Genomic DNA, 20374 nt, shown 5'->3' on the forward strand with positions numbered 1-20374 from the left:
GCAAGGATGATGACTGGCGAATTTAATAACCCCATGCGGTAGGATACCCGTGGACGTTTAATTTATTGAAGATTAAATAAATGACTGAATCTTTTGCTCAACTCTTTGAAGAGTTTCTAAGTGAAACTGAATTCCAACAAGGCAGTATCGTTAAAGGTACTGTAGTAGCTATCGAGAACGGTTACGTTCTTGTAGATGCTGGTCTTAAGTCTGAATCTGCTATCCCAGCTGAACAGTTCAAGAACGCTGCTGGCGAACTTGAAGTAGAAGTTGGTTCTGAAGTTGACGTTGCTCTAGACGCTGTGGAAGACGGTTTCGGTGAAACTCAACTTTCTCGTGAGAAAGCGAAGCGTCATGAAGCTTGGATCGTTCTTGAGAAGGCTTACGAAGAAGCTGAAACTGTTGTTGGTATCATCAACGGTAAAGTTAAAGGCGGTTTCACTGTTGAACTTAACGGTATCCGTGCTTTCCTTCCTGGTTCTCTAGTAGATGTACGTCCTATTCGCGACACAGCTCACCTAGAAAACAAAGAGCTAGAGTTCAAAGTTATCAAACTTGATCAGAAGCGTAACAACGTAGTTGTTTCACGTCGTGCTGTTATCGAATCTGAAAACAGTGTTGAACGTGACGAGCTACTTGAAAACCTACAAGAAGGCGCAGAAGTTAAAGGTATCGTTAAGAACCTTACTGACTACGGTGCATTCGTTGATCTAGGTGGTGTTGACGGTCTTCTACATATCACAGATATGGCTTGGAAACGCGTTAAGCACCCATCAGAAATCGTTAACGTAGGTGACGAGATCCTAGTTAAAGTTCTTAAGTTCGACCGTGAGCGCACTCGTGTATCACTAGGTCTTAAGCAACTTGGCGAAGATCCATGGGTAGCAATCGCTAAACGTTACCCAGAAGGTCACAAGCTTTCTGGTCGTGTTACTAACCTAACTGATTACGGCTGTTTCGTAGAAATCGAAGAAGGCGTGGAAGGTCTAGTACACGTTTCTGAAATGGATTGGACTAACAAGAACATCCACCCATCTAAAGTTGTTAATGTTGGCGACGAAGTTGAGGTTATGGTTCTTGAGATTGACGAAGAACGTCGTCGTATCTCTCTAGGTCTAAAACAGTGTAAAGCTAACCCATGGCAGTCATTCGCTGAAGCGCAAGCTAAAGGCGATCAAGTTACTGGTAAGATCAAGTCAATCACTGACTTTGGTATCTTCATCGGTCTAGACGGCGGCATCGATGGTCTAGTTCACCTATCTGACATTTCTTGGAATGTTGCTGGCGAAGAAGCTGTACGTGAGTACAAGAAAGGCGACGAGATCTCTGCAGTTGTTCTAGCAGTAGACGCAGAGCGTGAGCGCATCTCTCTAGGCGTTAAGCAAATGGAAAATGACCCATTCAATGCTTACGTTGCAGAGAAGAAGAAAGGCGTTCTTGTTAACGGTACTGTAACTGCAGTAGACGCTAAAGGTGCAACTATCGAGCTTGAAGAAGGCGTAGAAGGTTACATCCGCGTTTCTGAAATCGCTCGCGACCGCGTAGAAGACGCATCTCTAATCCTAAGCGTTGGTGACAGCGTTGAAGCGAAGTTCACTGGTGTAGACCGTAAGAACCGCGTAATCAACCTATCTATCAAAGCTAAAGATGAAGCTGATGAGCAAGAAGCAATGGCATCTATCAACAAGCAAGATGACAATGCATTCGGCAACGCTATGGCTGACGCTTTCAAAGCAGCTAAAGGCGAATAATTTTATTCCCTTATAGCAAAAAGGAGCCGAAAGGCTCCTTTTTTATTTTTATGGGCTAATACCAATTTCTGCAACCAGATTTAAAGAAAGCGATCTATAGTCGCACATGTTGTACAAATATTGTCTAGAATTACTAGCAAGTGTTTGTTGGAATTGGTATTAGTTACTATAATAAATGATAAATTACTCTAAGAGGGAAACTATGACTAAGTCTGAATTGATTGAAAGACTCTGCGCTGAGCAAACTCATCTTTCAGCTAAAGAAGTCGAAGATGCTGTGAAAGATATTCTTGAGCATATGGCATCTACACTTGATAGCGGTGAACGCATTGAGATTCGTGGTTTTGGCAGTTTCTCTCTTCACTACCGCGAGCCTAGGGTTGGACGTAATCCTAAAACGGGTGAGAAAGTTGAACTAGAGGGCAAGCATGTGCCTCACTTTAAACCAGGCAAAGAGTTGCGTGAACGCGTAAATCTGGGTTAATACAAACGAATTTAAGGCGAGATTATTTTTTATAAATGTGATCTTAGCTGTTAATTATAGTAAAACGGCACACCTTCAAAGTGTGCCGTTTTTTTATACAAAAATGAAAGTCACACTGGAATCTTTGTTTGATAATTGAGCTGTCAATGGCAAATTTTTGACGATTAATCGTTCAATTATCACACATATTTGAAGCGGATTTGACAAAATATATCGTATTGCTATCATTCGCCGCGCAGTAATTCCGAAATTATTACAATTTCCAGTCTAATGAATATGCCATTTGTTGGTTATATAGACGTTAAAATTGCTTCACATAATTTGAAGCACATCAGACATTTAAGGCTGAAATACCGCCTTAATCATATACAAAGCACATTGTAGCTAGCACCCCTTCTCGGACTATATTTATAGTTCGATTTTAACATTATCCAGAGGTTTAATTTGGAAGTATTCACCTTTTTTCTGGAGAATTGGGAGATCATTGTATCGCGAACCGTTGAGCATCTATCACTTGTGAGCTTAGCTGTCGGATTAGCGATATTGACAGGCGTACCAATTGGTATTGCGATCACCCAAAGCCAACGAGCAGCCAACATCGTACTGTATGTTGCCTCGATAATTATCACCATACCGTCAATTGCCCTTTTTGGCATTATGATCCCAACACTCTCTTTGATTGGTCAGGGTATTGGTTATTTACCCGCGGTGATAGCGGTACTGCTTTACTCGCAGTTGCCCATTATTCGCAACACTTATACAGCGATCAACAATGTTGACCCAGCTTTGCGCGAAGCCGCGCGAGGAATGGGATTAACCAGTATGCAGCGTCTACGCCTAGTTGAAATTCCACTTGCTATCCCAGTTATCATGGCGGGCGTTCGAATGGCAGTGGTGATGAACATAGGTGTAATGGCTATTGCGACTTATATCGGTGCAGGTGGTTTAGGCACCTTCATCGCACGTGGCATCAGTCAATCCGATCCACGCCAGCTTATTGTTGGTGCCGTGACCGTTAGTGTACTAGCCATCATTGCAGATATGGGACTTGCTAAAGTTCAAAAAAAATTGACACCAAATGGTGTTGTTGTTGACAGCTAAACCTGTGTAACACTCAGAGATTCGAAGAGACTGATTTTATGATCCAACTAGAAAACCTAACCAAGATTTTCGAAACACCGCAGGGTGTCACTACAGCAGCAGACCATATAAGCATGGAAGTCCCTACGGGTGAAATTTGTGTGCTTTTGGGACCATCAGGCTGTGGCAAAACAACGACGTTAAAAATGATCAACCGCCTTGTCACTCCAACTTCGGGTAGAGTTTTGATCAATGGCGAAGATACAACGGACATCGATACCGTGACACTACGCCGAAATATCGGCTATGTGATCCAGCAGATTGGTTTGTTTCCAAATATGACCATCGAAGAAAACATTGCGCTAGTGCCTAAATTGATGGGATGGGATGCAAAACGCTGCCACCAACGAGCGAAAGACCTCTTAGATATGGTTGCGCTTGAACCGAATACTTTCATGAAGCGTTTTCCAAATGAACTTTCAGGCGGTCAGCAGCAACGTGTCGGTGTTATTCGAGCACTTGCAGCGGATGCTCCTGTATTACTAATGGATGAACCATTTGGTGCAATTGACCCGATAAACCGCGAAGTGATTCAAGATGAGTTCCTTAAAATGAATAAGGAACTGAAAAAAACCATCATGTTTGTTTCTCATGATATTGATGAAGCAGTAAAAATGGCGGATAAAATAGCTATCTTCCGCGATGGAAAGTTGGAGCAATACTCAAGCCCTGACCGTTTGCTTGCAAAACCGGAAACGGATTTTGTTGCTGACTTTGTTGGTACAGACCGAACATTGAAGCGTTTACAACTGGCTACCGCTGGTGATGTTATGGAAGCGTTGGTCCCGGTTGTAACGGCTGAAGAGTCCTTAGCACAAGCAGCGGCAAAAATGGATGAATATGGTCATGGCATGATCGTAATGGTGAACAAGCAATATCAACCTGTAGGGATGATCACGAAAGAAATGGCGGTTTCACAGCGCGGTCTTTGTGGTGAGCATTATGCGGGGGTTCCAATTGTTATGCAGGAAAATCAAGACTTGCGTGCTGTTGTATCCAAGATGTTTGCGTTTGACACGTCTTGGATTCCTGTCGTTGATGCACAAGGTCGTTTATGTGGTGAAGTGTCACAGCGTGGCATAACGCATCACCTTGGCGCGAAATATCAGACGAAGGGGTAAAGTGTGAAGCAAGAAAAGATCCGCAATATCTTGCAGTTCGCTTTATTGGTTGCCGCCTTTCTTCTTGGTGCGACCTTGCAAGCCAACGGCTTTATCGAAGAGTTTATGTACTATAAGGAAGACATTGTCTACCTAGCGAGTGAACACGTAAAGCTGACTTTGATCTCTGGTACCATTGCCATTTTTATTGGTATGCCAGCGGGTATTATATTAAGTCGCCAGTCTATGCGCCGTTTTTCGGAACCCGCAATGCAGGTGTTTAATATTGGTACTACAGTACCGACACTTGCAGTTCTCGCTTTATCGATGACATTACTTGGTATTGGTAATACACCGGCTATTTTTGCTCTCGCAATAGCCACAGTTTTACCGATCGTAAGAAATACCTACACAGGTCTCATCTCGGTACCAGAGTACCTTAAAGAAGCAGCAACAGGCATGGGGCTTACTCCTTTACAGCAACTTTTTCGCGTTGAGTTACCCAATGCAATGTTCGTCATTATGGCGGGCATTAGAACGGCGTTTGCTATCAATATTGGTACAGTGCCACTCGCATTCTTGATCGGTGGTACTGGTCTGGGAGAATTGATTTTCACAGGTATTGATTTGGATGAGCTAAGCATGATGTTGGCAGGAGCAATTCCGACAGCAAGCTTGGCCGTTATTATCGACATGATGCTTGGCATGCTCACGTTTGTCGTCGTTAAAAAGGGTGTAAATCCTTTACGTAAATAGCATTTGAAATGCTGATTACAAAAAAGCATTGAGAAATTACAACATATAGGAATGGAATAAAATGTCTAAATTTTCAACACTGTTTTGCGCAGCTGTAATTGCGCTTACATCAACAATTTCACAGGCAGATGAACTGGTTGTTGGTGGAAAAGGATTTACAGAGCAACTACTGGTTGCTTCTATGACGCAACAATACCTAGTAGGTCAAGGTTACGACGTTGATAAACGCGACGGCATGGGTTCAACCGTCCTTCGTAAAGCGCAAGAGAATGGTCAAATCGATTTGTATTGGGAGTATACCGGTACTTCTTTGATCACTTTCAACAAGATCAAAGAGCGTATGTCAGCAGATGACGCCTATGCCAAAATCAAAGAACTTGATGGTAAGAAAGGTCTTGTATGGTTAGAACGCTCCCAAGCAAATAACACTTATGCGCTGGCTATGCGTGCAGACGATGCTGCAGCAAAGAACATAGTGACTATTTCAGATTTCGCAGCCTATGTTAACAGTGATGGCAAAGATACGATCTTCGCTTCAAATGTTGAATTTGCGGCACGTCCTGATGGCTTAAAGCCAATGCAAAAAGAGTACGATTTCAAATTTACACGTAAAAACGTGAAAAAAATGAATTCAGGCTTAACCTATCAAGCATTAAAAACAGGCGATGTTGATGTATCTCTTGTATTTGCCACAGATGGTCGTATCAAAGCGTTTAACTTTGTTGTCCTAAAAGATGATAAAGGCTTTTTCCCGAACTACGCTCTGGTTCCAGTCGTACGCAAAGATACTCTCGACAAAAATCCAAAGCTGGCAGAACAATTAAATACTCTATCAGCATTGCTTAATGATGAGGTTATGGCGACGCTGAATGCAGCAGTTGATGTTGAAGGTAAAAGCATCGAATCAGTCGCGAAGCAATTTTTGGTAGATAACAAGCTTATCTAATCAAGGGTAACGAGCCACGCAGACTAAAAGGGTCGACGATAACGTTGACCCTTTCTTATTGTTAGGACTAATTGAATGATGAAAAAACAGTTGAAGGTTGCCGTTGCACAGATTGCCCCGAAATTGGCAGATGTAGAACAAAACTGTACTAAACATATTGAGTATATATTGAAGGCTAGGGCGGAAGGAGTTGATGTGCTCCTTTTCCCTGAACTCTCTCTAACGGGTTATAGCTTGAATAATGAAGTGCCCAATGTGGCGGCAAAGCGCGATGCTAAGATGTTTTCATTGCTCTCAGAAGTTGCACCTGAAATGCTAATCAGTGTCGGTTTTGTTGAAGAAGCGGCACCGGGAGAATTTTATAACGCACAAGCGACTCTGGGTGAAGGACAAGTTGTGCACGTTCATCGAAAACTCAATTTGCCGACGTATGGTGGTCTTGAGGAAGGCAAATGGTACGGACAAGGGCAACAGCTTACGATGTGTTCACACATGGAAGGCTGGCCAGTACATACTTTGATTTGCGCCGATTTATGGAATCCGGCATTACCGCATCTCGCTATGCTTGATAAGCCGACGCTGTTACTTGCGCCTGTCAATTCGGCAGCAGACATTGTTTCTGATGAATTTTCCAACCCAAGTGGGTGGAAGACCAACACTGATTTTATCTCTATGACTTATGGTGTCCCCCTTTTAATGGCAAACAGTTGTGCTTTGGAAGGAAGCAGCCGTTTTTGGGGAGGGTCGAGAATTCTAGACGCATTTGGTCATCTGTTAGCCGAAGCTGGGGATGAGGAAGAATTGCTGATTGCTGATATTTATATCGACGATATCATCAATGCACGCTTCCAATTACCAACGATTAGAGATGCAAATAACCCGCTGATTGCAAAGTTACTCAATGAAAGATTGTGAAACGAAACGCGACTAAAGCTGGTGTCGAGATGAACATATCACACTGAAATTGGAGATTATTGCTAATATCCGTGGTCTGAATGTCCATTTTACTGCATAATCTTAGCTGTCGATTTTAGAATAGGTAATGGACTATGAAAATTATAAAAATCGTTATCGTATTGGCTTTGTTCCTGATAGCTTTAGCTTTGGGTTCGCAAAACCAAGCTGTTGTGACTTTTAATTACCTGTTGGCTCAGGGCGATTTCCATTTGTCTACGCTACTTGGCGTTGTTTTTGTGACTGGCTTTGTTATTGCGTGGGTTATCTTTGGTAGCCTTCACCTGAAATCAAAAATGCAAGTACGCAAATTAAATAAGCAACTTAAAAAGCTCACTCCTACCCCTACTGGGGTTGAACAAAGTAAAGCATAATCGAGATAAGTAGGCTTTTTCCTCAATGCTAGAAATACTCTTCTTGTTGTTGCCGATTGCCGCAGCCTATGGCTGGTACATGGGTAATCGTAGCGCGCAACAAGACAAGCAAAAGCACTCAAACCAAATCTCCCGGCAATACGTAGCGGGTCTTAACCTTTTGCTATCAGATCAGTCTGACAAAGCGGTTGATCACTTTATTGAACTGCTTCAAGTTGATAATGACACCATCGATACGCATTTGGCTTTGGGTAACTTGTTTCGTTCTAGAGGCGAGGTTGATCGTGCAATTCGTATTCACCAAAATTTAATTTCTCGTTCAGGTTTAACTATTGATCAGAAAAATATCGCGCTGCAGCAGTTAGCAAAAGACTACATGGCGTCAGGATTTCTAGATCGTGCAGAAAAGATTTTCGAGCAATTAGTAGAAGAGCCAGACCATCGAGAAGCTGCGTTGCAGCAGTTAGTCGCGATCTATCAGCAAACCAAAGAGTGGCATAAAGCTATTTACTATGCGAACCAACTATTTAAGTTGGGGCGTAAGCGTATGCGCATCAGTATTGCTCATTTCTATTGTGAAATGGCAATGCAAGATCAAGCTGATGGTGAGCGCAATCAGGCTATAGGACATTTCAAACGAGCGTTGAGCGAAGACCCTAAATGTGTACGTGCTAGCATTGCACTGGGTAAGCTCTATCTTGAAAGTGAAGACTATCTCCACACGATTAAATATATGACGATGGTGCTGGATCAAGATTCTGAGTTTATCAGTGAAGTATTGCCTACATTGGCTGATTGCTATCATCACTTAGGGCAAGAAGACGAACTGCTCGACTTTTTACGCCAGAGTATCGCCAATAAAGCAGGAGTGTCTGCTGAATTGATGTTGGCTCAGTTAGTCGCACAACATGACGGTTCTGCTGCTGCGCAAGAATTACTAACTCGGCAGCTAGTGAAAAATCCAACCATGAAAGGCTTCTTCCGTTTGATGGATTACCATCTAATGAATGCAGAAGAAGGGCGAGCGAAAGAAAGTTTGGCGACACTACAAAAACTGGTTGGTGAGCAATTAAAAGTTAAACCACACTACCGTTGTCGTAAATGTGGCTTCTCAACGCACTCGATGTATTGGCATTGTCCTTCATGTAAAGGGTGGGGGACGATTAAACCAATCCGCGGTTTGGACGGTGAATAGTTTATTTTCAATGCAGCTAATTTATTAGCTGCATTTTTTTAACAAAAACATTTTAGATAAGAATAAGTTAATTAGGAGATGAAATGATTGACCAAAAAGTTATCGTAGCACTGGATTATGACAACCTAGCGAACGCATTAGCTTTTGTAGACCGTATTGACCCAGCGTCGTGCCGTCTTAAAGTGGGCAAAGAAATGTTTACGCTGTTTGGTCCTGACTTCGTCAAAGAGCTTCACAAGCGAGGTTTTTCTGTATTCCTTGACCTCAAGTTTCATGATATTCCAAACACATGTTCGAAAGCTGTACGTGCAGCAGCAGAAATGGGTGTGTGGATGGTCAATTTACACGCTAGTGGTGGCGAGCGCATGATGACGGCATCACGTGAGATTCTTGAGCCTTATGGCAAAGACCGTCCGTTACTTATTGGTGTGACAGTATTAACCAGTATGGAGCAGCATGATTTGGCTGGTATTGGCCTTGATATAGCACCAAAAGATCAAGTTATCCGTTTGGCTAGCTTGACTAAAAATGCAGGTCTTGATGGTGTGGTATGTTCAGCTCATGAGTCTTCTATGCTAAAGAGTGAGCTTGGTAAAGAGTTTAAGTTGGTCACTCCCGGGATTCGTCCTGAAGGTTCAGACCAAGGTGACCAACGCCGCATTATGACGCCAGTTCAAGCAATTCAAGCGGGTTCTGATTATCTAGTCATTGGACGCCCTATTACTCAAGCGGAACAACCTGCCGCTGTTCTAGCTGCGATAAATGCCACATTAGTTTAATTAGTTTGTGATAAAGAAAAAGTCAGCAATCGCTGACTTTTTGTATTTGTAGAGTATTAGATTTGCTTAAGAATAAAAAAGGTCGCAGAAGCGACCTTTTCAAAGGCAATTAGATAGCTATTACCATTTTTTCTTTTCACCAAAGAGCGCATCCATATCTTCTTCGCGCTGCTTATCGACAATTTGTTGTTGATCTGAGGCGCTTTGGTTTTGTCTGCGTTTTTCAATATCATCATACATTGCCTGTAGCTTCTCTTTCGCTTGCGTAGAGTAGGCATCGTTCTTTGTGCTTAATACATCCAATCCCTTACGGAGCAACTGGATTGCGGTACCTGGCTGCCCACGCACAATCGCATCATTTGAACGTTTGACAACATTCTCTATGTTAATACGTACTTGAATGGTCTCTAAGCGTGCGTTCTCAACCACATAACCTTCGGTATCAAAACGCCCTTTGTTATGTTCATTGCGAATGGTGTCTCTAAGGCGCTTAACCAATTTCAGCATCACAATGGCTTGCTTATCATTACTTGGCACTTTAAATGTAGTACTTTCGCCGCCTTGAAAGTTTGCTTTCAAGTTTTCAATTTGTTGCTTTACATGTTCGACTCGTTGTTCAAGTTGCTTGTTCTTTGGATCAAGCTCAGACATGCTTTGTACTGCGTCAAGAATACGGTTATTCAGACACAGCAGAAGGTTTTTACTAAAAGGCATGTGATGAGCATGACCAATAAGATCTTCGGTAGCATCGATAATGGCTATGTATCTAGCACTTTCTTGCTTTTTTGCTGTGGCAATTTTCGCGTTATATTGCAGGATGATGTTGTAACCGAGTACAAGCACCAACAAAATCGCGACGAGAGCAATGATTAAACCAATATTCATAAATTCCGTTATCTTATGTTTATTACGGCTAGCCGCTAAGGATACACGATTCTGTAGACCGACGGCACCAAATATTCCAACACGTGAGTATTATTGCTTGTTGAAACTTTGAATAATATGTAAAAGCCAATTTCAGGCTAGAAACTGAGCTTTCGATTGCAAATTTTGTCTTTGTAAACCTAATCGACTTAACGTGTTTCGGCTAAATTGCCAATTTAACTACCAATTTACTGAAAGAGACGTTATAACTAAATATTATAAAGTATGTAGCTAAGTCGTTAACTAAATATAGTCGCCAAATGACTTGGTTATATCCACCAGCATATCGAAAGGGATTACGAGGTCGCGAATGAAGTTACAACAACTGAAATATATTGTTGAAGTAGGCAACCATAACTTGAATGTATCAGCTACGGCTGAGAGTTTATATACTTCTCAACCAGGGATCAGTAAGCAAGTTCGTCTTCTCGAAGATGAATTGGGTATTCAGATCTTTGAAAGAAGTGGTAAGCACTTAACTCAAGTGACGTCTGCTGGTGTTGATATCATTCGTATTTCTCAAGAAATTCTTGCCCGAGTGGAAAGCATTAAAGCCGTTGCTGGCGAGCATACTCATCCAGAAATGGGCACGTTGAATATTTCAACCACACATACTCAAGCTCGTTATGCATTGCCTGATGTCATCAAAGGTTTTACCAATCGTTACCCGCGAGTATCGCTGCACATGCATCAAGGCACACCGAGCCAGATGTCGGAGGCGATCGCAAAAGGCACAGCAAATTTTGCCATCGCAACGGAAGCGCTGCATTTATACCAAGACGCAATAATGCTGCCTTGTTATCACTGGAATCGTTCAATAGTGGTACCTAAAGATCATGCTTTGGCGCAGAAAGCTCATATCACGATTGAAGATTTAGCAAGCTACCCTTTGGTGACTTATGTATTCGGGTTTACTGGGAGATCTGAACTTGATACTGCTTTTAACAAAGTTGGATTAACACCTCGGGTTGTCTTTACTGCCACTGATGCCGATGTCATTAAGACCTACGTCCGTATGGGGATGGGGGTTGGTGTGATTGCCAGTATGGCGATTGATAAAGCCCAAGACGAGGATTTGGTCGCAATCGACGCAAGCCATATTTTTGGCGCGAGTACCACCAGTATCGGTTTCCGTCGTGGTACATTCTTACGTTCATATATGTTCGACTTTATGGAGCGTTTTGCTCCGCATTTAACGCGACCTGTGGTTGAGCAAGCGTTGTCATTAAAATCCAACGCTGAGATTGAAGAGATGTTCAAAGACATCGAACTACCAGTGCGCTAAATTACTACTCAAAATGCTCACTTCCCTCTAGAATTGGCGATCTCTGAGCCGTTGACCAAGAGGGAAGTATGCGAACCTTGTTTGAATCTATTGATACATACCTAGCTAATAACCAAGATTTTTGGCGTTTCGAGCCGTTTTTGGTCTCGCAGCAGCAAACACTTCCTTGGGTCTCAACTCATCCTTCCCTTTGTCAGTGGCTTGAAAATCTCACAGAAGAACAAATCGAGTATTATAAGCAAGATTTTGCTTCGCTAGTGGCAACGACTAGCCAATTTTTCCCGCAACTTGAATTGTTTTTACAACAATTAGATTTGGCTTCTCTTCCGCTCTCTGGACTTAAGCTAGAACGTGGTATTGATGTCGGTGTTCCGGGACGTAAGTTGAGGCAAATTGTAGCCATGGGAGAGGCGTCATTGCTGAAACATGAAAGCAGTGAATGGCTAGAATGGTGCTCAGGTAAAGGCTTTCTCGGTAGAATTCTAGCGAGCCAAAGTCAGCAAAAAGTGACCAGTTTTGAATATCAACACGATCTTTGTTTGGCTGGGCAAGCCGATGCAGATAAGCAGGGGTTGAACATGGACTTTGTACAAGGTGATGCTTTTAAAGCAGAATCAAATGAAGTATTCAATTCAGAACAGCATGCAGTTGCTTTGCACGCTTGTGGCGACTTACACGTTACTTTGATTGAAAAAGCTGTTCAGCATCACCTTCCCGCACTGAGTATTTCGCCATGCTGCTATCACTTAATTAACTCGACTCAATATCAGCCACTTTCTGAATTGGCTAAGCGTTCCCAATTAGACCTTACTCAAACGGAATTGCGTATTCCACTGCAAGAATTGGTTACAGGTGGCGAACGTGTTAAACGCCATCGAACACAAGAGATGAGCTATCGTTTAGGTTTGGATATCTTGCTGCGCGAGCAATTAGGACAAAAGAGCTATTTGTCAGTGCCTAGCGTGAAAAAGTCCCAGCTCTCTGATGGGTTTGAAGATTTTTGCCGCTGGGCTGCAGTTAAAAAATCGCTGACTTTGCCAAATTGCGACTACCAATATTACTTGCAACGAGGCGTTGAGCGTTTCTGGAACATGGAACGATTGAGTTTAGTTCAGCAGCTCTTTAAACGAGGGCTAGAGTTGTGGCTCGTACTTGATAAAGCATTGTACTTAGAACAACACGGTTATCGGGTCACAATAACTGAGTTTTGTTCTCGTGAAGTCACACCGCGTAATATATTGCTCCAAGCGATAAAAAGGTAGTTCTCTTTTTGTTGCTTTATTGTTAATTCTTGCTTCCAATTTATGTAACTTATTGGTAATAATGAAGGGTGTGCACAAAAAATGTGCAGATGAAAAACAAAAATAATTAAAGCCAACTTGATTGGCAAACATACAACATCCCGAATAATTGCTTAAATCAAGGAGTTAAGATGAAAGCAAGCAAAGCAATTGCAACCGCCGTTCTTGCAGGTATAGCACTACTCTCTTCTAATAGCATCATGGCAAAAACAGCGAAAGTGGCTGTTTCACAGATAGTTGAGCACCCAGCATTGGATGCGACTCGACAAGGTCTGATTGATGGTCTTAAAGCGAAAGGTTATGAGCAAGGTAAAAACCTAGATTTTGATTACAAAACTGCACAAGGCAACCCTGCGATCGCTGTTCAGATCGCTCGCCAATATGTGGGTGAGAGACCGGATGTGCTCGTCGGTATTGCTACCCCTACCGCTCAAGCTTTAGTTTCAGCTACTCGTGATATCCCGGTGGTATTTACTGCAGTCACCGATCCAGTCGGTGCGAAACTGGTTAGCCAGCTCGAACAACCGGGGAAAAATGTAACGGGTTTATCCGATCTTTCTCCTGTCGCTCAACATGTTGAGTTAATCAAAGAAATCTTACCAAATGTCAAAAGCATTGGTGTCGTATATAACCCTGGTGAAGCGAATGCTGTCACCTTGGTTGAACTGCTTAAAACGCATGCGAAAATGCAGGGTATTGAAGTAGTCGAAGCGACCGCGCTAAAAAGTGCTGACGTTCAATCAGCAACACAAGCGATTGCATCTAAATCCGATATTCTCTATGCACCAACGGATAACACGGTTGCTAGTGCAATAGAGGGGATGATCGTGGCTGCGAATCAATCAAAAACACCAGTACTTGGTGGTGCGACATCTTACGTTGAAAAAGGGGCTATTGCAGGTCTCGGCTTTGACTACTATCAAGTTGGTGTACAAACTGCTGATTACGTTGCTGCGATCCTTGAAGGTCAAGAACCCGGTGAGCTAGATGTTAAAGTAGCAAAAGGTTCAGACTTAATTGTGAATAGCGGCGTAGCGGAAATGCTTGGTATCGAGATTCCACAATCAGTATTGGAACGCGCGACAAGCGTTAAATAAGCATCGTTTAAATTTGGGCAGTTTCCACTGCCCAAAGTAAGCAGAAAGGGAGTATGTATGTCTGCTTTTGCTTTTTTTGGTGCGCTTGAGATAGGACTTGTCTACGGTTTGGTAGCACTTGGTGTTTACCTGACTTTTCGCGTACTTGATTTTCCTGACTTAAGTGTTGATGGTAGTTTTCCTATGGGTGCAGCCGTCGCTGCGACGGCTATTGTTTCAGGTATCGACCCATGGGTTGCAACCGGCATGGCGATTGTTGCTGGAGCGATGACTGGTTGGGTGACGGCTTTTTTAGCGGTGAAGTGCGGCATTTTGCATCTCCTCGCTTCGATACTTACCATGATCGCTGCATTTTCCATCAATATTCGTATTATGGGGCGCCCAAATATTGCGTTGCTCGGTGAAGTTACGATTTTGACGCCCTTTGAATCCTTGGGTGATCCTGTATTTATCCGTCCATTAGTGGTGGGTGTGTTAGTTCTCATCTCCGCTTGGTTTGTGGTGCGTTTACTCAATAGTGATTTTGGCTTGGGTTTACGAGCGACGGGTGTTAATGCACGCATGGTCTCGGCACAAGGTGGAAGCACCTCGTTTTATACCTACTTTGGTTTGGCCTTATCCAATGGTTTTGTTGGCTTTGCAGGGGCACTGTTTGCGCAAACCAACAGCTTTGCTGATGTGACCTCTGGTGTTGGTACCATTGTCGTTGGGTTGGCTGCAGTAATTTTGGGGCAAACCTTAATTCCGGGTCGTAAGATTTGGATTGCGGTTGTGGCGGTCATTGTTGGCTCGGTACTCTACCGTTTAGCGGTGGCTTTTGCGCTCAGTTCTGGCATGTTCGGTTTACAAGCCTCCGATTTAAACTTAGTGACCGCGGTATTAGTCGCTATTGCATTGATTGCGCCAAAAATTCGTAGCCATTTTCGATCAAAAAAGCTTAGTACTGTCAAAGTGACGAATAAACAAAGCAATGGTTCAGGGGAGGCGATATGATTCGTTTAGAAGATATCCAAGTCACTTTTAATCCTGGGACTATTTTGGAAAACCGAGCATTGAAAAGTGTCTGTTTGGAAGTGCCAGAGCATCAGTTTCTAACCGTGATTGGTTCTAATGGTGCAGGTAAATCGACGTTGCTTGGAGCCGCTACAGGTGAAACGCCGATGGTTGGCGGAAGGGTATTGATCAATGAGCAAGATGTGACCAAACAAACGGTCGCCCAACGCGCGACTCAATGTGCGCGAGTATTTCAAGACCCGTTGGCAGGAACATGTGGCGATTTAACCATTGAAGAGAATATGGCGTTGGCGTATATGAGAGGTAAACGTCGCGGTTGGAGTCATTCTTTGTCAACTAAGCGTCGTAAGCTATTTCAAGAGCGTATCAGTATTCTCGGTTTAGGCTTAGAAGATCGGCTAGGGGATAACATTGGCTTACTCTCTGGTGGTCAACGTCAAGCCGTTAGCTTGGTGATGGCGACGTTGTCTGATAGCAAACTTTTGATGCTTGACGAGCATACAGCGGCACTTGATCCCCGCATGGCGGCGTTTATCATCGATTTGACCAAACGTATCGTTCATGATTTCGATCTCACTGTAATGATGGTTACCCACTCAATGAAAGATGCTTTGGCGTGTGGTGATCGTACCGTGATGCTTCATCAAGGTGAAATCGTGTTGGATGTCGCAGGAGAACAGCGCGCAAATATGGGGGTCCCCGATTTGCTGGAGATGTTTTCTAAAGTTCGCGGTGAGGAGTTAGCCGATGATAGCTTGCTACTGAATTAGTTAATATGTAACGGTCATGCCTTACTGGAACGATAAAGCCCATCTTTTATGAAATGAATCAGATTGATGGGCTTTCTAATTTTATGCGGCTTTGAGCGTGTCGCGGTAGCGTTGTAAATGTTCAACAATCTGCGGAGCTTTATTGTAGATACGAATCTCACGGAACAACTCTGCTGCCTGTGGGTACTGCTGACGTAGATAAGAGAACCACTGCTTAACGCGGTTAGGGTAATACAAGCCTTTGTCACCTTTGATTTCGTATTGCGAGTAGACGAGTAGCAAGTCAACTACATCTTCCCATGGCATAACCGCGTGGTTATGTTTTACCACATTACCAACGTTAGGCACGTTGAACGCGCCACGGCATACCATCAGAGAATCAACGCTGGTGGTTTCAATGCAAGATTGCCCATCTTGATAGTTCCAAATCTCACCATTGGCGATTAATGGTATGGAGCTACGTTGGCGGATCTGGTTAATGTAATCCCATTTTATTTCGCTGGCTTTATAGCCACCACTTTTGGTGCGAGCGTGCACCGTAAGCTCGTTAGCTCCAGCGGTTTCAATCGCACTGACGATCTCAAAACAATCTTCGGGGTTGTCCCAACCTAACCGAATTTTTGCGGTAACGGGTATGCTCTTATCTACTGAATCACGACACGCTTTGACGATGTTGTGGATAAGCTCAGGATGTTGTAATAGCGCTGCGCCACCTTTGCTTTTGTTGACCAATTTTGCTGGGCAGCCAAAGTTAAGGTCGATACCTTTAGCACCGAGTTCTGCTGCCACAACCGCATTTTCTGCCATCCAATATGGGTCTTGCCCAAGCAGTTGAATGTGAACAGGTACACCTGATTTGGTCTGAGAACCCTGATCTAATTCTGGGCAAAGACGTTTGAATACGTGTTCTGGTAAACGTTGATCCACCACACGCACAAACTCAGTGACACATAAATCGTAGTCATTGATGTCTGTTAAAATCTCACGCATTAAGTGATCTAAAACGCCCTCCATAGGGCCCAAAACAACTCGCATAAAAAACGCCTCTGATTAGGGAGGCGTGATTTTAATGATTTAGTGCTTGGAAGTCACGATTTATGGCTGGTCTGGTTTTTCATTTGGATTGTTATTTGCTTCACTTATCGTCACATCGCCAGTCTTCGGGGAGTATGTCATTAAAGGCATTTTTTCATCTTCGTTAAACCCAGTGGTGTAATGATAGATGCATTCGTTATTCCCGTTATACCAAGCAACGATATCTGTCTCAGAAGGAAGTACTGGCTTATTCGCATCCATGTCACTGATGGTTAGATCAACATTCATAAGTGCATTCCAAAGCTTTGAACAGTCCGTTCCACGTAAAGGATAATTTGGATTAGGGATCTCGTCCACGGCTACGGGGAATCCAGTATCGGAAGGATAGATATCTCCGTTACCGTAATCAACGGTCTGTGTTGAGTCAGGCTCGCCTTCAGTCAACCATTTCGAATGGTACATTTGAACAGCACTTTCAAAACTTGCGAATGCAGCATCTGCGCGGGCTAAATGCGCATCTCGTTGGTAGCTGATAAATCTTGGCAGTGCAACTACAGCCAGCACAGCTAGTATTACGATGACCACAACCAGCTCTATTAAGGTAAAACCAGAATTTTTATTGTTTTTCATAGGACTTACGCAGTAAATGGTAAATGTAAGGAAATGTTTCAATGAAATAATGCACTATTGCCAGATGAATAAACAGTCAATATTTCGTCAAATGTCAATAATTCACACTCTGTTCATGTTTTTTACTTCATGCTAGTCAGTGACCCAGCTGTATTGGCAGGGTATAATTATCGATTCAATTTTATAAACAGATAGCGTAATGAATTATCACCTTATTTCTTTAGCCGATACCCAATGCCAAGAGTCTCCGATGTTTATCGAAGGAGTAGTACTTGCTGCTAATATGGCAACTAAGCCCTTACAGCCTGAATCATGGTTGCAAGAGGTGTTTGGTGAGAATGCTAGCGAATTGAAAGCGCTGGTAGTGGGGCAGATTAACCATCAGTTCAGCTTTCTGAAATGTAACGAATATTCATTACTCAATTTAGTCGATGGCGATAGCCAAGCTGAGCGGTTAGCTGATTTTTCAGAAGGTTTTATGGCGTTGTGGGCAACGATTGAACCACAATGGCTTGAAGCAAATATTAGTGACGGCACACTCCGCATGCTACAGGCTATGTTAACCACATTTATGCTGGCGATTGATGAAGAGCAAACTCATGCTGAAATGAAGCAAGCCGGTATCGAGACACCACCTGTACTTGCTGATTTTATCGACCAACTTGATTTAATGATCAATGAAGTAGCGCAAGCTGCGGATGAGGCACAAGTTGGTGCTAAAGCTCAAAGCGTGAACCCATATAAAGAAATGGGGCGTAATGACCCATGTACATGTGGTAGTGGCAAAAAATTTAAGCAGTGTTGCGGGAAATAGACGCAACAAAGTTGACTATATTCGGTCATAACTCAAGGTCAACGTAATTCAGGGACAAAGATAATGAAGAAAACACTACTGCTGTTATTGGCGAGTTTTTCGGTTTGGGCGACGCCTCAACAAGAACTGAGCGACCGTTTACAATTGACGGAAGGTTTCAGTGCTGACTTTTCGCAGCGTGTCACAAGCCCAGAAGGTGATGTTGTAATGGAAGGCGAAGGGGATGTTGAAATTGCGCGCCCAAGTCTATTCCGTTGGACGACAACCCTTCCTGATGAAAATACTTTAGTTTCTGATGGCAAAACACTGTGGTACTACAGCCCGTTCATTGAGCAAGTGAGCATTTACTGGCAGGAGCAGGCAACAGAGCAAACACCATTTGTGTTATTGACTCGCAATCGAGCGAGCGACTGGGATAACTACCATGTTGTACAACAAGGCGATATGTTTATCCTTACGCCAACAGCCGTAGACAGTAATCAAGGTCAGTTCAAGCTTGAAATTGATGAAAAAGGAGCGGTGAAAGGCTTTAGTGTGATTGAACAAGATGGACAAATCAGCTCATTTGATTTCTCTAACATCGATTTGAATAAACCGAATGCAAATCGCTTCACCTTTACTATCCCTGAGGGAGTAGAGGTTGACGATCAAAGGAACTAACAAGTGAGTAATTTCTCGTTTGATTTTGCAGGGGACGAAGATTTTCGTCCCCTTGCTGCTAGAATGCGCCCACAAACTATGGATCAATATATTGGTCAGCAGCATATCTTGGGGGAAGGCAAGCCATTACGTCGAGCTTTAGAAGCCGGGCATATTCATTCGATGATATTGTGGGGACCTCCTGGTACCGGTAAGACTACGCTGGCAGAAGTAGCGGCGAATTATGCCAATGCCGAAGTAGAGCGTGTCTCTGCTGTCACTTCTGGCGTGAAGGAAATTCGATCTGCGATTGAAAGAGCACGTGAGAATAAACTTGCGGGTCGGCGGACGATTTTATTTGTAGACGAGGTCCATCGCTTCAATAAATCTCAGCAAGATGCATTTCTGCCACATATTGAAGATGGCACAGTAACCTTTATTGGCGCGACAACCGAGAACCCGTCATTTGAGCTCAATAATGCACTGCTTTCACGAGCACGAGTGTATAAGCTAACTTCCCTTGCAACCGATGACATTAAACAGGCACTTAAACAAGCCATTGACGACAAAGAGCGTGGTTTGGGTAATGTACCTGCGAAGTTCTTAGACAATGCTTTAGACCGACTGGCTGAGCTCGTTAACGGTGACGCGCGAATGTCTCTTAATTATCTTGAGCTGTTATATGATATGGCAGAGGATAATGAACAGGGAGAGAAGCAAATTACCTTGCGATTATTGGCAGAAGTTGCGGGTGAAAAGGTCTCTCGTTTTGATAATAAAGGTGACATCTGGTACGACTTGATTTCTGCGGTGCATAAGTCGATTCGAGGCTCTAATCCTGATGGTGCTTTGTACTGGTCGGCTAGAATGATTGCCGCGGGTTGTGATCCTCTTTATATCGCGCGTCGTCTACTTGCCATTGCTTCGGAAGATATTGGTAACGCTGATCCGCGCGCGATGCAAATCGCGCTTTCGGCGTGGGACTGTTTTACACGTGTTGGACCTGCTGAAGGTGAGCGAGCTATTGCTCAGGCGATTGTCTATTTAGCTTGTGCGCCGAAAAGTAATGCCGTATACACCGCATGGAAACAAGCACTTACCGACGCACATAATCTACCTGAATATGAAGTTCCGCATCATTTACGCAATGCGCCAACCAGTTTAATGAAAGATTTAGGTTATGGCGCTGAGTATCGTTATGCTCATGACGAGCCGGGGGCATACGCTGCCGGAGAGCAATATTTACCTCCGCAAATGTTAGCAACTCGTTACTATCAGCCGACTAATCGGGGCTTAGAAACGAAAATTGGCGAAAAGTTAGATTACTTGGCTACTTTAGACGCAAATAGCCCACAAAAGCGCTATGAAAAGCCGTGATTTTTGGAT

Annotated in this window: 21 protein-coding genes; 18 read left to right on the forward strand and 3 right to left on the reverse strand. The window is 43.4% G+C overall.

The genetic code is table 11. The features are described 5' to 3' along the window. Positions 1-80: 80 nt before the first annotated feature. The 10 genes from rpsA (at position 81) to pyrF (ending at position 9479) form a co-directional block, all read left to right on the forward strand. On the forward strand, positions 81-1751 hold the full coding sequence (gene rpsA, locus L4C38_RS01990; protein WP_428795841.1) for a 30S ribosomal protein S1: 1671 nt from the start codon (positions 81-83) through the stop codon (positions 1749-1751). Between the two features lie 202 nt (positions 1752-1953). After that, the gene (ihfB, locus tag L4C38_RS01995) at positions 1954-2235 is read left to right on the forward strand and encodes an integration host factor subunit beta (protein ID WP_428795842.1); all 282 of its coding nucleotides are present in this window, start codon (positions 1954-1956) and stop codon (positions 2233-2235) included. Positions 2236-2679: 444 nt separating this feature from the next. Next, positions 2680-3336 (forward strand): ABC transporter permease, encoded by a 657-nt coding sequence (locus L4C38_RS02000; protein ID WP_428795843.1) that lies wholly within the window; start codon positions 2680-2682, stop codon positions 3334-3336. 38 nt (positions 3337-3374) lie between these two features. Then, positions 3375-4496, forward strand: coding sequence for an ABC transporter ATP-binding protein (locus L4C38_RS02005; RefSeq protein ID WP_428795844.1), 1122 nt, complete (start codon positions 3375-3377; stop codon positions 4494-4496). A gap of 3 nt (positions 4497-4499) precedes the next feature. Beyond that, entirely contained in the window at positions 4500-5231 is a 732-nt protein-coding gene (locus tag L4C38_RS02010; protein WP_428795845.1) for an ABC transporter permease, read from the forward strand. Between the two features lie 61 nt (positions 5232-5292). Beyond that, a complete protein-coding gene (locus tag L4C38_RS02015) occupies positions 5293-6177 on the forward strand; it encodes a glycine betaine ABC transporter substrate-binding protein (RefSeq protein WP_428795846.1) in 885 nt (294 codons plus the stop codon). Positions 6178-6252: 75 nt separating this feature from the next. After that, a complete protein-coding gene (locus tag L4C38_RS02020) occupies positions 6253-7092 on the forward strand; it encodes a nitrilase-related carbon-nitrogen hydrolase (protein WP_428795847.1) in 840 nt (279 codons plus the stop codon). A 134-nt stretch (positions 7093-7226) separates the two neighbouring features. Next, entirely contained in the window at positions 7227-7505 is a 279-nt protein-coding gene (locus tag L4C38_RS02025; RefSeq protein ID WP_428795848.1) for a LapA family protein, read from the forward strand. Positions 7506-7530: 25 nt separating this feature from the next. Next, positions 7531-8700: a lipopolysaccharide assembly protein LapB gene (gene lapB, locus L4C38_RS02030; protein ID WP_428795849.1), complete on the forward strand. Its 1170-nt coding sequence runs from the start codon at positions 7531-7533 to the stop codon at positions 8698-8700. Between the two features lie 83 nt (positions 8701-8783). After that, positions 8784-9479 (forward strand): orotidine-5'-phosphate decarboxylase, encoded by a 696-nt coding sequence (pyrF, locus tag L4C38_RS02035; RefSeq protein ID WP_428795850.1) that lies wholly within the window; start codon positions 8784-8786, stop codon positions 9477-9479. A gap of 120 nt (positions 9480-9599) precedes the next feature. Here the strand turns inward: pyrF and L4C38_RS02040 are convergent, their stop codons facing one another. Beyond that, positions 9600-10364, reverse strand: a complete 765-nt coding sequence (locus L4C38_RS02040; RefSeq protein WP_428795851.1) for a DNA repair protein — start codon at positions 10362-10364, stop codon at positions 9600-9602. Between the two features lie 349 nt (positions 10365-10713). Here L4C38_RS02040 and cysB point away from each other — a divergent pair, with 349 nt between their 5' ends. The 5 genes from cysB (at position 10714) to L4C38_RS02065 (ending at position 15870) form a co-directional block, all read left to right on the forward strand. Further along, positions 10714-11688 (forward strand): HTH-type transcriptional regulator CysB, encoded by a 975-nt coding sequence (cysB, locus tag L4C38_RS02045; protein WP_428795852.1) that lies wholly within the window; start codon positions 10714-10716, stop codon positions 11686-11688. A gap of 68 nt (positions 11689-11756) precedes the next feature. Beyond that, positions 11757-12950 (forward strand): methyltransferase, encoded by a 1194-nt coding sequence (locus tag L4C38_RS02050; protein ID WP_428795853.1) that lies wholly within the window; start codon positions 11757-11759, stop codon positions 12948-12950. Positions 12951-13120: 170 nt separating this feature from the next. Beyond that, positions 13121-14086 carry an ABC transporter substrate-binding protein gene (locus tag L4C38_RS02055; RefSeq protein ID WP_428795854.1) on the forward strand — a complete coding sequence of 322 codons (966 nt, stop codon included), beginning with the start codon at positions 13121-13123 and terminating at the stop codon, positions 14084-14086. Positions 14087-14143: 57 nt separating this feature from the next. Then, positions 14144-15079, forward strand: coding sequence for an ABC transporter permease (locus tag L4C38_RS02060; protein WP_428795855.1), 936 nt, complete (start codon positions 14144-14146; stop codon positions 15077-15079). Beyond that, complete coding sequence (locus L4C38_RS02065) at positions 15076-15870, forward strand: ABC transporter ATP-binding protein (RefSeq protein WP_428795856.1); 795 nt, start codon at positions 15076-15078, stop codon at positions 15868-15870. Before L4C38_RS02060 ends, L4C38_RS02065 begins: the two co-directional genes overlap by 4 nt. Positions 15871-15951: 81 nt before the next feature. Here the strand turns inward: L4C38_RS02065 and dusC are convergent, their stop codons facing one another. Together dusC and L4C38_RS02075 are read right to left on the reverse strand one after the other, a co-directional pair. Beyond that, entirely contained in the window at positions 15952-16905 is a 954-nt protein-coding gene (gene dusC / locus L4C38_RS02070) for a tRNA dihydrouridine(16) synthase DusC (RefSeq protein WP_428795857.1), read from the reverse strand. A gap of 60 nt (positions 16906-16965) precedes the next feature. Beyond that, on the reverse strand, positions 16966-17535 hold the full coding sequence (locus L4C38_RS02075) for a prepilin-type N-terminal cleavage/methylation domain-containing protein (RefSeq protein ID WP_428795858.1): 570 nt from the start codon (positions 17533-17535) through the stop codon (positions 16966-16968). A gap of 199 nt (positions 17536-17734) precedes the next feature. Between L4C38_RS02075 and L4C38_RS02080 the strand changes: the two genes are divergently transcribed. From L4C38_RS02080 to L4C38_RS02090, 3 genes are all read left to right on the forward strand, one after another. Further along, positions 17735-18349, forward strand: coding sequence for an SEC-C metal-binding domain-containing protein (locus tag L4C38_RS02080; RefSeq protein ID WP_428795859.1), 615 nt, complete (start codon positions 17735-17737; stop codon positions 18347-18349). A gap of 63 nt (positions 18350-18412) precedes the next feature. Next, positions 18413-19009, forward strand: a complete 597-nt coding sequence (gene lolA / locus L4C38_RS02085) for an outer membrane lipoprotein periplasmic chaperone LolA (RefSeq protein WP_428795860.1) — start codon at positions 18413-18415, stop codon at positions 19007-19009. A 63-nt stretch (positions 19010-19072) separates the two neighbouring features. After that, positions 19073-20365, forward strand: coding sequence for a replication-associated recombination protein A (locus tag L4C38_RS02090; RefSeq protein ID WP_428796016.1), 1293 nt, complete (start codon positions 19073-19075; stop codon positions 20363-20365). Positions 20366-20374 lie beyond the last annotated feature (9 nt).

This window comes from Vibrio kasasachensis (genome assembly GCF_050337565.1).
Taxonomy (GTDB): domain Bacteria; phylum Pseudomonadota; class Gammaproteobacteria; order Enterobacterales; family Vibrionaceae; genus Vibrio; species Vibrio kasasachensis.

Excerpts from the sequence above, each read along its gene's own strand:
- pyrF (WP_428795850.1), top strand. The coding sequence starts at position 8,784 with ATGATTGACCAAAAAGTTATCGTAGCACTGGATTATGACAACCTAGCG.
- L4C38_RS02090 (WP_428796016.1), top strand. The coding sequence starts at position 19,073 with ATGCGCCCACAAACTATGGATCAATATATTGGTCAGCAGCATATCTTG.
- dusC (WP_428795857.1), bottom strand. The coding sequence starts at position 16,905 with ATGCGAGTTGTTTTGGGCCCTATGGAGGGCGTTTTAGATCACTTAATG.
- L4C38_RS02050 (WP_428795853.1), top strand. The coding sequence starts at position 11,757 with ATGCGAACCTTGTTTGAATCTATTGATACATACCTAGCTAATAACCAA.
- L4C38_RS02025 (WP_428795848.1), top strand. The coding sequence starts at position 7,227 with ATGAAAATTATAAAAATCGTTATCGTATTGGCTTTGTTCCTGATAGCT.
- lapB (WP_428795849.1), top strand. The coding sequence starts at position 7,531 with ATGCTAGAAATACTCTTCTTGTTGTTGCCGATTGCCGCAGCCTATGGC.
- L4C38_RS02040 (WP_428795851.1), bottom strand. The coding sequence starts at position 10,364 with ATGAATATTGGTTTAATCATTGCTCTCGTCGCGATTTTGTTGGTGCTT.
- L4C38_RS02060 (WP_428795855.1), top strand. The coding sequence starts at position 14,144 with ATGTCTGCTTTTGCTTTTTTTGGTGCGCTTGAGATAGGACTTGTCTAC.
- L4C38_RS02055 (WP_428795854.1), top strand. The coding sequence starts at position 13,121 with ATGAAAGCAAGCAAAGCAATTGCAACCGCCGTTCTTGCAGGTATAGCA.
- L4C38_RS02075 (WP_428795858.1), bottom strand. The coding sequence starts at position 17,535 with ATGAAAAACAATAAAAATTCTGGTTTTACCTTAATAGAGCTGGTTGTG.
- lolA (WP_428795860.1), top strand. The coding sequence starts at position 18,413 with ATGAAGAAAACACTACTGCTGTTATTGGCGAGTTTTTCGGTTTGGGCG.
- rpsA (WP_428795841.1), top strand. The coding sequence starts at position 81 with ATGACTGAATCTTTTGCTCAACTCTTTGAAGAGTTTCTAAGTGAAACT.
- cysB (WP_428795852.1), top strand. The coding sequence starts at position 10,714 with ATGAAGTTACAACAACTGAAATATATTGTTGAAGTAGGCAACCATAAC.
- L4C38_RS02065 (WP_428795856.1), top strand. The coding sequence starts at position 15,076 with ATGATTCGTTTAGAAGATATCCAAGTCACTTTTAATCCTGGGACTATT.
- L4C38_RS02020 (WP_428795847.1), top strand. The coding sequence starts at position 6,253 with ATGATGAAAAAACAGTTGAAGGTTGCCGTTGCACAGATTGCCCCGAAA.
- L4C38_RS02005 (WP_428795844.1), top strand. The coding sequence starts at position 3,375 with ATGATCCAACTAGAAAACCTAACCAAGATTTTCGAAACACCGCAGGGT.
- L4C38_RS02015 (WP_428795846.1), top strand. The coding sequence starts at position 5,293 with ATGTCTAAATTTTCAACACTGTTTTGCGCAGCTGTAATTGCGCTTACA.
- ihfB (WP_428795842.1), top strand. The coding sequence starts at position 1,954 with ATGACTAAGTCTGAATTGATTGAAAGACTCTGCGCTGAGCAAACTCAT.
- L4C38_RS02080 (WP_428795859.1), top strand. The coding sequence starts at position 17,735 with ATGAATTATCACCTTATTTCTTTAGCCGATACCCAATGCCAAGAGTCT.